11 protein-coding genes are annotated in these 12,601 nt (G+C 36.3%); all 11 read left to right on the top strand.

Annotation, left to right across the window (positions count from 1 at the left end; translation table 11 throughout):
* Positions 1-2: 2 nt before the first annotated feature.
* The 11 genes from ABUA31_RS05695 to ABUA31_RS05645 all read left to right on the top strand — a co-directional run bounded on the left by ABUA31_RS05695 (position 3) and on the right by ABUA31_RS05645 (position 12,558).
* Positions 3-1,283 (top strand): hypothetical protein, encoded by a 1,281-nt coding sequence (locus ABUA31_RS05695; RefSeq protein ID WP_118016823.1) that lies wholly within the window; start codon positions 3-5, stop codon positions 1,281-1,283.
* Positions 1,264-1,566 (top strand): hypothetical protein, encoded by a 303-nt coding sequence (locus tag ABUA31_RS05690; protein WP_118016822.1) that lies wholly within the window; start codon positions 1,264-1,266, stop codon positions 1,564-1,566. Before ABUA31_RS05695 ends, ABUA31_RS05690 begins: the two co-directional genes overlap by 20 nt.
* Positions 1,567-1,576: 10 nt before the next feature.
* Positions 1,577-2,527 (top strand): hypothetical protein, encoded by a 951-nt coding sequence (locus ABUA31_RS05685; protein WP_349818869.1) that lies wholly within the window; start codon positions 1,577-1,579, stop codon positions 2,525-2,527.
* Positions 2,528-2,751: 224 nt separating this feature from the next.
* Positions 2,752-5,070 carry an nSTAND3 domain-containing NTPase gene (locus tag ABUA31_RS05680; protein WP_349818868.1) on the top strand — a complete coding sequence of 773 codons (2,319 nt, stop codon included), beginning with the start codon at positions 2,752-2,754 and terminating at the stop codon, positions 5,068-5,070.
* A 414-nt stretch (positions 5,071-5,484) separates the two neighbouring features.
* Positions 5,485-6,108: a hypothetical protein gene (locus tag ABUA31_RS05675; protein WP_349818867.1), complete on the top strand. Its 624-nt coding sequence runs from the start codon at positions 5,485-5,487 to the stop codon at positions 6,106-6,108.
* Positions 6,069-6,809 (top strand): hypothetical protein, encoded by a 741-nt coding sequence (locus ABUA31_RS05670; protein ID WP_349093271.1) that lies wholly within the window; start codon positions 6,069-6,071, stop codon positions 6,807-6,809. The genes ABUA31_RS05675 and ABUA31_RS05670 overlap by 40 nt, the downstream gene beginning before the upstream one ends.
* Positions 6,810-6,970: 161 nt before the next feature.
* Positions 6,971-7,525 carry an ATP-binding protein gene (locus ABUA31_RS05665; protein WP_349818866.1) on the top strand — a complete coding sequence of 185 codons (555 nt, stop codon included), beginning with the start codon at positions 6,971-6,973 and terminating at the stop codon, positions 7,523-7,525.
* Positions 7,486-8,871 (top strand): AAA family ATPase, encoded by a 1,386-nt coding sequence (locus ABUA31_RS05660; protein ID WP_349818865.1) that lies wholly within the window; start codon positions 7,486-7,488, stop codon positions 8,869-8,871. The genes ABUA31_RS05665 and ABUA31_RS05660 overlap by 40 nt, the downstream gene beginning before the upstream one ends.
* On the top strand, positions 8,864-9,820 hold the full coding sequence (locus tag ABUA31_RS05655; RefSeq protein ID WP_349093273.1) for an HNH endonuclease: 957 nt from the start codon (positions 8,864-8,866) through the stop codon (positions 9,818-9,820). Before ABUA31_RS05660 ends, ABUA31_RS05655 begins: the two co-directional genes overlap by 8 nt.
* A gap of 17 nt (positions 9,821-9,837) precedes the next feature.
* A complete protein-coding gene (locus tag ABUA31_RS05650; protein ID WP_349818864.1) occupies positions 9,838-11,517 on the top strand; it encodes an ATP-dependent nuclease in 1,680 nt (559 codons plus the stop codon).
* A gap of 120 nt (positions 11,518-11,637) precedes the next feature.
* Positions 11,638-12,558 (top strand): DHH family phosphoesterase, encoded by a 921-nt coding sequence (locus ABUA31_RS05645; RefSeq protein WP_055145597.1) that lies wholly within the window; start codon positions 11,638-11,640, stop codon positions 12,556-12,558.
* Positions 12,559-12,601 lie beyond the last annotated feature (43 nt).

Genomic DNA, 12,601 nt, shown 5'->3' with positions numbered 1-12,601 from the left:
ATATGGAATGGCTGAAGGAAGATAAACTGCTTATTGAAAATAATAATGATAAGAGTTATGCGAATAAAAAGAAGAGTGAAGTAGTTTATGGAAATTTATTATTATATAAACTGGAAAAAGTAAAACAAGTAGAACTGCCACCTGATTATTCAGTTGATTTTGGGTACTATAAATTACTTTTTTTTACTTTAGAAACATTGAGAGAAATAATTTCTATATTAGAGAGAATTCGTCAAAAAGGAATTAAAAAGGCAATAGTATTTTTTTCTAGTGATATACTGGTTTTTTCTGATGATTTAACAGTGTCTATGACTGAGTATGTTATTTATTATTATTATGCGAAATATGGAATACATGCATATATTGATCATGCTGAAAAAAAAGGAAAAGATATGGAGATTGGACTATCTATAAGAGAAAAAAGAATTCGAAATGGATTTTATTATGGAGAGGCGGGAAGAGGTTTTTTTAGTAATTCGTTTCTTGCGGTAAAAGATTTGTTATGTGATGAAATCACAGAAGATGATTATTTTGCACGATACGATAGATCAAGTAGGTTTAAAAAAATAGTTGGAGAAGGCCCGTGGGATTCTTCGGTAGCTATAAGTGAGTGCAGTACTTTTTTAAGTAATGCCAATGTCAGTAAAAAAGCGATAGATGCGGTGGCAGATGTTATAGGAGAGTTGGCGCCAAATGCGATTGAACACGGAAAAACAAATTGTATGATTGACGTTTGTTTTGAAAGATCCACATCTTTAACGGGAAAAGATTATACAAGTATATCATTGGTCGTATATGATTTTTCAGAAAAGTTATTGTGGAGTGACTTATATACTAAAATTTTTCTGTCCTCAGATGAAATAATACAAAAGCGTCAAAGAATTGGTACAGTAAGAAAAGCATGGAATGAACATAAAAAATATTTTTCTAATGAATATTCTGAGAAAGATTTTTATAATCTTATGGCATTTCAAAGAATATCTGGTAGAGCAGGAGATCGGTATGATGGTGGGCTTGGAATAAGTACATTGGTTGAAAAAGTACGTAATTATAGTGAAAAAGATGAGTGCTATGCTTTATCAGGAAATGGTGCGATGCATTTACAGAGAGAATTAACTGTTCCGGATAGTGACGGTTTTATTGCATTTAATTCAGAACGGCAGTTTGTATACAAAATACCTGATAAAGATGGAGTTTTAAAAACGAAATTTTACATGCCAGGAGTTGCATATAATATGATTTTTTATTTTGAGGAGGTTAATGATGGTGAATATAGAGATTAGAATAGACGTGCCTGATAATGTGAGTATTGTTGCAGGTCCTGGTCCAGGGAGAGACGCATACAAAAGGAATAAACATGTAATAGACATTGACTGTATGAATATTATAAGCTTCCCTGCACATGTAAACAGGATAATAGGTTCTTTTTTTACTGGATTCTTTGAAGAATTGAGAAAAAATATGACGCCAGGAGAAATAAAAGAACATTTTGCGTTTGAGGAATCAATGCAGTGTTACGAAAGTGCAATGCAAGCCTTTAATAAATATATAGCTGATAACGAGTAAGGAGACTTGAATGGGCGATTTCCTTAAGGGTTTTTTAGAACTACTTGAATATGCGGATGAACATGATGGCATTTTGGCAATGTTAGGAATTGCGGTAACAATTATTATTTTTCGTAGAGAAGTTGCTAACAATTTTTACACTTTAGAAAAGGAAAATTTTAATAAAGTGTTTGAGCCGGCTTATAAGATTATACCTCAAAAAATAAAGCAACTTGAGAATGCGGGAATTGAGCAGTGGAATCAATGCTTTGAAGAATTGTTAGGTGAATTTTCAAAAATGTTAGATGGAGCAAATTATTTTCGATATACGATGCCATATTTGTATAAACTTATAGAGATGTATGTTGATGAAATTGAGGATCTTTCAAGGCATGATAATTGGAGATTATATAGATGTTCTGAAAGACAACTACAATTAGTTACAAAAAAATCGCGTAGGATAATAAGATCGATTGACAATGCATCTAAAGGTAAAGTATTTATAATAAAATTAAGTGGATTAAAGTGGATTCGAAAAATAAAAGATGTAGTCATGAGATTAATTGTGGATCAACCGTACGACAGAATTGCGAGTCAGGTAAAAAAGTTGTCTTGTTATGAAGCTGTTACATTCAATGACACAAGAGGAGAAATATATTCAGAAGAGGAACTTGATAGACTTAAGTGGGGGCATATACAGATTTGTTCTAAAACAGGTTACAATGTGGTTAAGGTAGTTCCAATTCAAAAAACAGGAATAGTTCGTTTTGGATATTCATTTAATTTTCGAATTGGGAGAAGAATCGGAAGAATTACAATAAAAACCCCAAAAGATAGGAGTGTGAAAATTCGCCGATTACATCATATTGTAAAATTAGATCTAGTAGATACATGGGCTCATAAATTGGTGATAATATGGAAAAAGGAAGATGATAATTGTTTGTATTATGATGTGGTAAAAATTAGACGTTACATAGCTTAATATCAAAAATAGTGATTGCCAGCCGAAATGGCTGGCAATTGGTGTATACATGCAAATTTGGTTAGTGGTCAGGGGCTTATTCTGTAAAAAACGCCATGGCCTCTGTGCATATAATCATTCATATCAAAAATTTTTTACATCTAAGACAAGTGTTATGAGTAGTTAAAATAAAACAAATATTGTATGTTGTCAAAATGTGTAATGGATTTTATTGGAGATAAAAGATGTTTAATTACAAAAACCTGTGTGACTACGAATTTGAAATTTTATGCAAAGATATAATGCAGAAGAAGCTGGGTGTTCCCCTTCAGATATTTGCGAGGGGACGAGATGGCGGCATAGATATAACTGATGATACTGTGAGCAAAAATGTTGTTATACAGGTCAAGCATTATATCAATAGCAAATACAGTGATCTTATATCAAGCCTGAAGAAGGAGGTTTCGAAGGTTGCTGAGCTGAAACCGGAGAAATATTATGTGTGCAGCGCATTGGAGCTTACCCCTGCAAATAAGACGGAGATTTTCAATTTGTTTGCGGGATACATGGAAGGTTCATGTAATATATTGTCGTTGAATGATATAGATGAGTATCTGCAGGATCCGGCAAATATGGATATAGTGCGCAAGCATTACAAATTGTGGCTTGAATCCGCAAATATATTGGAAGAGATTGATAGCAGAGATATTTTTATAGATTGCGAAACGCTTCTCTACAACATAAAAGAGGAACAGAGAGAATTTGTTGAAACATTGAGCTACAGACAGTGTATAGATGTCCTTGAGCGTAATCGTTTGTTGATGATTCTTGGAATGCCGGGAACTGGAAAGACCATGACGACCAAGATGCTTGCTTTGTATTACGCAGCACTGGGTTACCGGATTATTTATACGACAAATGGGGATCTGCAGAGCATAAAGAAAGCTTTGTCAGTTGATAAGGAATCTAAAGAGATTATTCTGTTGGATGACTGCCTTGGACAGTATTACTTCAGAATGAAGGACACCCAGGAAAATGAACTGATGTCTTTGATCAAATATGTGTTGATGCATAAGAACAAGAAACTCATCATGAACTCCAGGGTGACGATATTTCAGCATGCGAAGGAAGCTTACATAGAGCTGAACAGTTTTATAGATACGGAGAAGGTGCGGCTCCAGTATATTGATATGGATTCTATGACCATTGAAGACAAGGGAAGGATATTCAAGAATCATTTGTATTTCAGAAATATACCATCGGATCATTATGTTCAGATCCTGAAAAATAATAATTATCGTTGGATAGTCAAACACAGGAATTATACACCGCGTATCATAGAGTATGTTACGCGGCAAAATGTATCCAACAAGATTGCTGCTGGCGAATATTGTGAATTTATAAGGAGATGCCTGGATAATCCTACTGAAATCTGGAGAGATGAGTTTAACAACAGGCTCAAGGCAGAAGACAGGATTTTCCTTACCTCACTGTTTTCGTTGACGGAAGTTGGTGTGGAGGACAAGGTACTGCGCAGAGTATTCAATGCTCGTATTACGAAAAGAACTGATATAGACACAACCCGAAATGTGTGGGAAACAGTATTGAAGCGGATGGAGGGAACATTTGTCAAGATCATAGAGAACAAAGGCGTGCGGCAAATTGGAGCTATCAACCCATCTGTAAATGATTTTTTGAAGAATTATCTGGACGAGAATGAACCTGAGGTTGAAGAAATCGGGAGAAACGCCACGGAATATATTCAGATTGTCAGAGGATTCGGCCCGGACATAGTGGATATTGTTAGATCTGGAGATGCAAGTAAATACAATTTCAAAAGCGATGTTGAAAGGCAGCTTGTCATATTGTCGAATATATGTGAGCTGGGTATATGCATGGAGCAATACAGAGATATTGTCAGGACATTTGTGGAGTCTTTGCCATATGCGTTTTATAACAAAGCAAGTACATTTACTGTAGTGCCTTCTTTGCTTTCAGAGCCGCTGGCATCATATTATGGTACACGTGAACATTTGTCGTCAGAGGCGTTGGATGACCTGCTGGATTCGATGGATTTTGACGATTTTTGTGTATTTGAAGAAAATCTGAAGAATAATGGACTGGAACTGTGCGGATTAGTGTCAAGGGATGTTATCGTGGAAAAGTTGGACAAGGCTGTGCAGGATTACATAGATGGATATGACAGATCGGAAAGTTATACAAATCAGGATATGTATGAACTTTTCAATGAGAACATGGTATACAACGGAATGTATCATGAAGTTGATGTAGATAAGGTTGTCAATATTTTGGCGGATTGTGTGCGGAATGATATATATGACGATGTGACAGATAAATTGGCGGTATTCCCTCGTGCGATAACAGATGACATTGATTTATCCAGATATGATATCTGGGCAGATACTGGTGAGATCGAGAGTTATGTGTGCGATGTGCTTGCTGATCCTGGTGACAGAGATTATAGCGACATTTATGATGGTGATAGTTCTTATTCGGGGCATTTGGATGGGATGGATGAGCTGGATTTTATATTTGCGGAGTGATACAGCAGCTGCATAAAAACTCATTTCAACAAATTGGTAATGGTGTAGAAAAATAAAATATTAAATAAGAAAGTTAAAAAGGAACTCAAATTTTGAGTTCCTTTTTTTAGTTGGTGAATGATTTTTAGTTGATTTCAATAAACTAAAAATAAAGGATAAAATAATTAACTATTTAAGGAAAACAATAACTAAAAATATTCACTTGATAATATATATAATATATAATAAAACTATTGACAATGACAAATAGTATGCTGATATGTTAAATATATAATAACTAACAAATTGGGATAAGGTGTTACAGTTTGAATTAGGATTATATATTCCAATATGTTTGATATAATAATTTTTAGAAAATAATTTCTGCTAAAAACGCATGTAGTGTAAACCTTATTACATATGAACGGAGAGAAAATGATAAAATTTGATGATGTATGGGGAGATGGTATTGTATCTTTTGATACATGTAGCTTAGGAAGAATGTATGAGTGGGAATCGAAATATGCTGTAAATATTAAGGATGCGCTATCTTACCTTTTGAGAGTCGGGAAACTATGGGAATCAGAAATAAATATACAGGAATTTTCTAAACAAAGAACTGCAATAAAAGAAAGCATATATGAACAGAAGTACAAAAAAGGAATTTTTAATAATTTGAAAAAAAGACCTATTCCGTGGGACAAAATTAAAGGCACATTGAATAGATGGGAGAAAAAAGGATTTTCAGAAGAATTCAGGCAACTGATAGATGAAATCTATGGTAACAAAGGGATTACGGAAGCACAGTATAATAATATTGTGGAAAAATCTAAATCAAACACATATGATTTAGATTTTGAAGATTTGTTTGATGAGATTCTTGTTCCAGATGAAGTAGTTTTGACTACGGATGAAAAGAGTGAGTTAATACATAGATACGATTCAGGAGTAATGTGCCCTGGGGCAGAAGATTCTAAAAAAAGAATGGTAATAAATATAATGACTTATATATATGGAAATTGTTACAGAAGAAATCTGAACAAGAACAGAAGGATATGATTTTTGTTACTGCAGATACAGCTAAGGGCGATTGGTTTTTGGAAGGAAAGCCTCATTTAAAATATTTGCAGGAATTTAAAGAGAATACAGAACATGAGATAATAATTTTATCGCTTACTGATTTTTGGAAAGAATGTAAGAGGTATTTAGACATGTCAGTTGAACAATTTATTGAGATATCGTCAATAAAAGATCAGCTTGAAGAAAAATATGATGTATTCAATCAGGAAGAACTATTTAAAGCAGTAGGAACATTTTTATATGAGTCTGACGAAATAAAAACAAAGTTGGAGGATATAGTAGATTGTTGTGTAGATGAGCCTGAGTTGAATGAATTGATAGGCGCTACTATTACTGATATAGACATGGAGTACTATGATGAAGAAAACGTATACTTGACAGTATATTTACAAATAGAGACGAGCTTTGAAGCGTGTAATCATACTGCTGGAGAAGAGTGGTCAGCTGGTAGTGCGACTATGATATTACTAGTTAGTGTATTAGCGGATGTACCAGTAATATGGGAATCGGATGATACTGAAAGATTGGTACTTAAAGATGAAATTTATGTTAATGAGATTGCAGATATCAAAGTACTTAGAATTGATGAGGGTGTATATGAATACGACGATGAATGTGACGAAGAGTGTGAATTTGAGGAAGATGAAGGAGATTATGAGTCTGACGATGAGTATTTTTGAAAGAATTTGATAGTAGGTGTATTTTACAGTTGATGTAATATGAAAGAGTTAAGCCACAACGAATTTTGTGTATGCAAGTCCATTACTAAAAACTATGTACCAAATCACAATAAACATATAGAGCATGTTTATCATTTTTGTAAACGGGTCAGGGGGATAAAATGGAGATACTTTATGTATGGTTTAATAAGGCAGCATCTGGAGTGTTGGATAAAACAGGCGTGAACCTATCACCAAAATATAGTTTTGATGTCAAATATGATGGTTTGTATTCTGTATTGTACCTGAGAGACTGGAAAGGTGTAGAGAATATATTCAGAAATGATGTAATAGAGAATGTAACAGCCATAGTTGGGAAAAATGGAACGGGAAAGACTTCGATATTAAAAGCGCTACAGTTGCTAACTTGTGGGACTGTAGGGGAAATTACATCGGCTAAATATAAACATTATTATGAGGAAAGATTGCAACAATCATATCGTATTATTGTGTTACGGGATGATACAGGAATTATAAAAATATATCATAACCTTAGGTTGTTCAGAAATGATACTGGGTTTGAGGTTGTTGATATGACAAATGATGGTTTATATGGGAGTATCCTGAGAAATTGTACGGATTTTCAGATATTACAAAAGTATATATTACAAATAGTTCATTTGGTTCTGCTGGAGGGATGGGATATGCATTTTCAAAGGCTGAAGATATTACACTAACTCCATCCACAATTGATAACATTGCAGCTATTTATTACGATCAGTTGTATTCGCAGGGTACTTATATTTATAGAATAAATAAGGAATATATAGATTCTGTGATGGAGAGAAATGCAAATGGAAAAAAAGATTTTTATAGTTTATGCGATATACTTTATATTAAGCGTTTATTTGATATAGGAAAAGCTTCAGAGTATATTGGAAACTTCAGAAATGATATATTGATAGCATCTTGTTTTAAAAATCCTTATCCGGAAATTTATTCTGATGATTTCAATAATGATACAGATCACTTAGAATTAGATATAGTCATATATAAAATAGAGAAATCGTTGCCTGAGTGGCCTGGCGGCACGTTGATAAAATATATGTATGCACATTTATTGTTAGAAATAACGATGTACTATGGTTTGGATTATATAGATGATATGGATTTCATTCCATACAGTTATGCAATACAACTGATAAATTATTTTTGTGAGGGTGATTCTTATATAGAACAGGCACTGAAAGAGATTAAGGGCTTAGAAACGATAGTAAAACAGTATACAACAATAACGGATGATGGATATAAAACGTTATTTTGCTATAGGGATAATCCGGTTGGATATAGGCGATTTGTAGACTATATATTTGAGTGTTTTTATCAGGGGACAGGCTTTGTTCTTACATATCTAAATATTGAGATAGGTGGAATGTCTTCAGGTGAACGGGCGTTTCAAAATATATTTACATGGTTAAATCTGATACCGCTGTTTTCAAAAATATATAAAAATTTTAATGTCAGTTTGAGAGGAACGGTACTTTTATTAATTGATGAACTGGATTTATATCTGCATCCGGATTGGCAGACTATATTTATGAAGAAGTTGTTGGAAGAAATTCGGAGTCAATTCTCAAAGTATAAGGTTCAGATCGTATTTGCTACACATTCTCCTCTCTGTATTTCGGATATTCCCCGGGAGAATATAGTATATTTGCAGGATGTGAAAGATGGTAGGATATCGATAGATAAAAGAGAGGATCACCAGCAATCCTTTGGACGAGATGTATTTACAATTTTAAATGATACGTTTTATTTGAACAAGCACACTATGGGAGTGTTTGCTGAGCAGTACATAAACGATATTATAAAAGAAATTGATAATTGTCATGGGGATATGTATTTAGATAGAAGAAATCGCATATATGAATCTATAAATATGATTGGAGATCCATTATTGAAGGCGGCGGTTCTTAATAAATATTTTGATTGTTTTGGCGGCAGTGAATTAAATAATCTTAGAATTAGAAAGAGACAGATAGAGGAACGGATAGCGGTGCTAGAGAGAAGACATAATGATTAATTTGGAATTCTGTAATAAATATGGCGAGGAGGAACGTCGGGAAATTGTCCATGAGTTTGCTGATTTGAATCTAAGAAATAGAAAAAAGGTAGATGATTTGGATGCATGGTGTGAGGATTATCTCGGCAAGATTGATAGCAAATTTAAAAGCTATAGGGCTGTCGTAGAGGCAACGCCGGATGAATTGGAACGTATAAAGGATAGTCTGGATAAAAAAACATATATTCAGCTTATAACAGATAAATTATATGATGATGTGATAGATGATGATGGAAACAGGATAATGGAATCGCCCGGTTCTCTATACAAAAAGAGAGGGAATTCGTATGTAATTGATACTCTATATAAGAATATGAGGCCGGAGGCAAAGAAGCTGCTGTTAAAAATGTTGGACACAAGAGTATGTCCATATTGCAATCGAAATTATGTTTTTTCGAGAGAAAATGTTACTACGTGTCAGTTGGATCATTTCTATTCCAAGAGTAGATACACCATACTTGCAGCGTCGTTTTACAATTTGATTCCATGTTGTTCAACTTGCAATATGAAAAAGAAAGATGCGATATTTAAGATAAATCCTCATGATACATCAAATAAAACTGACGATATACTAAGGTTTTCATATGATATATCAAATGCGGACTATTTGGTAAATTCAGACTCAATAGACGTGAAGGCGGAGAGTTTGGATTCCCGATATGCGGATCAGTTAAGTGTATTGGAATTGAATGATATTTATAAGATGCATAATATTGATGTTCACGATGTCCTTGTAAAAAGAAAGATTTTTTCAGAACAGTATATAGATATGTTGAGACATGCATTTCCTGGAGTTTTTCAAACAACAACATCCGTTGAAGAGTTATTATATGGTATAACATTAATTGATAACGAGATGGGCAAGCGCCCCTTAACAAAACTGATAAGGGACGTTATGAAGCAGATATAATTAGAAGAGAAAACTCTATGTACAAAGGAATAAGATTCAAAGGCTACAAAGCCTTCACCGCCGACACATACACAGAACTTGACAACCTCCCAAGGGTGTCAGTGATAATCGGCAAGAACAACAGCGGAAAATCAAGTGTCATCGACGTGGTGGGGATGATGTATGACAGGATGTATGCATTCAGAGAGCAGATCGCATCCTGTGCGGACGAGATCATCGCGGAGATACCGGTCACCCGGGAGATGTGTGACAGCTTGCTTCGTGGGTATTCATCAATTCAAGGTTATACAAGCGGAACCATGTGGAACCTGTCAAATGGACGTTCGATAGGATACAGGGTGGAGCCTGAGGACAGTGGTGGTTACATAGTGGAGTGGAATGACAGACTGCCTCTATGGAATACTTCATATGCAAATGGAGTGGGAGTTGATATAGGTAATGAGAGGGACAGATATGTATTCAGACACGTTGCTGCGGAGCGCAATATTGTTCCCGAGGAGGAAGAGAAGCTTGGTGAGACTCTGGAGGATCTGTCCAGCACTGGCAGTGGTGCAAGCAACATTATTAGGGCATTTCTGAACAATAGCAGTTACGATGAGACGATAATTGAGGACACTCTTCTAAAAGCGGTAAATGAGATCATGAGTCCGGAGGCTGTATTTGAGAGCATAAGGGTGCAGCAGGTACAGGATGGATATGGGAATATCCGGTGGGAGGTGTTTCTCAAGGAAAAGGGCATGAGCAGGTGCCCTTTGTCACGCATGGGAAGCGGTCTTAAGACGATCATTCTGGTGCTGCTAAATCTGCTGGTTATACCGGAGCTGGAGGGGTATAAGGATAAGAAGATGATCTATGGTTTTGAGGAGCTTGAGAATAATCTTCACCCTGCCATGCAGAGGAAACTGTTTGAGTATATATATGAATTTGCTGAAAAGAATGATGTTCAGGTGTTCATCACGACCCATTCCCATGTGGCGATAAATGCATTCTACGACAAGGACGATGCTGTGATATTCCATGTGTACAAGCAGGACGGCAGAGCATTTGTCAAAAGGATAGAATCGTATCTGGACAAGACCCGGATACTGGATGATCTGGACGTGAAGGCAAGCGATCTTCTTCAGTCAAATGGGATTATATGGGTGGAAGGACCATCAGACAGAGTGTATATAAAACACTGGCTAGACATGTATTTCCCGGATCGGTTCGTGGAGGGAGTGCATTATCAGTTCCTGTATTATGGCGGAAGGTTATTGTCACAGTATTCGGTTGAGGAAGTGACGGAACTCATAAGTGTGATCAAGACAAATAGAAATGCAGTCATTGTAATGGACAGTGATAAGAGAGGCAGAAATGCACGGCTGAATGATACCAAGAAGAGAATAATTCAGGAATTTGATGATCTTGGGATGATGTCATGGGTTACTAAGGGCAAGGAGATAGAAAATTACATCCCAAAGGAAGTCATAGAGGAAGTTCTGGGAATCAGTTTGAAGAAGCCGTGTGGACAGTATGAGCTGTTTCCTGGTTACATAGAGCCGTATTACAGAGGCTTTGCAGGCAAAAAGGTCAAGTTTGCAAGGAGTGTTGCGGAGCATATGACCTTGGAGAACATGGCTGGTATGCTGGATGTGAAGAAACAAGTTACGGAACTCGGCAAGCGGATCTCTGATTGGAATGGCGGGCCCTCTCACTGATAAAAATGCTCCTTGAAATACCCCACCCGCTTCTATATAATTAAGATATATTTGTTACGGAAAATGAACTATTCAGCCCAGTTTTACAGGGCTGAAGTTCAATACCAGGGAGGATTTACTATGAGGTTGGTTACAAGATCGGATTTTGATGGACTTGCGTGTGGCGCACTGCTGAAGGAAGCGGGAATTATTGATCATTGGAAGTTTGCGCATCCGAAGGATCTTCAGGACGGATTGATTGAGGTTACGGAGGATGACTGCCTTGCAAATGTGCCATTTGTTGAGGGCTGCGGACTTTGGTTCGATCATCATTCAAGTGAGCATGAGAGATTGGCGCTTGAGGGTAAATACAAGGGGGAGAGTCGTATAACTCCATCGTGCGCTAGAATAATCTATGAGTATTATGGAGGCAGAGAGAGATTTCCGCAGTTTGACGATATGATGGAGGCTGTTGATAAGGTTGATTCAGGTAATCTTACCATTGATGAGGTACAGAATCCAAAGGGATGGATACTTATTGGATTCCTGATGGATCCTAGAACCGGACTTGGAAGATTCAGAAATTTCACCATATCAAACTATCAGCTCATGGAGAAGCTTATAGATGCATGTCGTACCATGACCACTGATGAGATACTTGCCCTGCCGGACATACAGGAGAGAATAGTTCTGTATAATGAGCAGACAGAGAAGTTCAAGGAGATGGTCAAGGCACATACCATAGTGGACGGTAATCTTATCATAAGCGATCTTCGCGGAGTGGATCCGATATACACCGGCAATCGTTTCATGATATACAGTATGTATCCTGAACAGAATGTGTCAGCGTGGATAGTAAGCGGACGTGGTGGACAGGGATGTTCGGCAGCAGTTGGATACAGTATCCTGAACCGCACAGCGACCATGGATGTTGGAAGCCTTATGCTCAAGTATGGTGGCGGTGGACACAGGAAGGTTGGTACATGTCAGTTCAAGGATGACGAGATGGATACAAGACTTCCTCAGATGCTTGAGGAGCTCAAGGCTCAGGCTAATTCATAAGAAATATTGACAAAAAATAACCGGATGATACAAGTTTTAATTC

This window comes from Coprococcus sp. RTP31081st1_H1_RTP31081_211007 (genome assembly GCF_040227275.1).
Lineage (GTDB): Bacteria > Bacillota > Clostridia > Lachnospirales > Lachnospiraceae > Coprococcus > Coprococcus aceti.
This window is presented reverse-complemented; position numbering and strand designations above follow the sequence as displayed.

Excerpts from the sequence above, each read along its gene's own strand:
- ABUA31_RS05645 (WP_055145597.1), top strand. The coding sequence starts at position 11,638 with ATGAGGTTGGTTACAAGATCGGATTTTGATGGACTTGCGTGTGGCGCA.
- ABUA31_RS05685 (WP_349818869.1), top strand. The coding sequence starts at position 1,577 with ATGGGCGATTTCCTTAAGGGTTTTTTAGAACTACTTGAATATGCGGAT.
- ABUA31_RS05680 (WP_349818868.1), top strand. The coding sequence starts at position 2,752 with ATGTTTAATTACAAAAACCTGTGTGACTACGAATTTGAAATTTTATGC.
- ABUA31_RS05655 (WP_349093273.1), top strand. The coding sequence starts at position 8,864 with ATGATTAATTTGGAATTCTGTAATAAATATGGCGAGGAGGAACGTCGG.
- ABUA31_RS05690 (WP_118016822.1), top strand. The coding sequence starts at position 1,264 with ATGGTGAATATAGAGATTAGAATAGACGTGCCTGATAATGTGAGTATT.
- ABUA31_RS05675 (WP_349818867.1), top strand. The coding sequence starts at position 5,485 with ATGATAAAATTTGATGATGTATGGGGAGATGGTATTGTATCTTTTGAT.
- ABUA31_RS05695 (WP_118016823.1), top strand. The coding sequence starts at position 3 with ATGGAATGGCTGAAGGAAGATAAACTGCTTATTGAAAATAATAATGAT.
- ABUA31_RS05650 (WP_349818864.1), top strand. The coding sequence starts at position 9,838 with ATGTACAAAGGAATAAGATTCAAAGGCTACAAAGCCTTCACCGCCGAC.
- ABUA31_RS05665 (WP_349818866.1), top strand. The coding sequence starts at position 6,971 with ATGGAGATACTTTATGTATGGTTTAATAAGGCAGCATCTGGAGTGTTG.
- ABUA31_RS05660 (WP_349818865.1), top strand. The coding sequence starts at position 7,486 with ATGGGATATGCATTTTCAAAGGCTGAAGATATTACACTAACTCCATCC.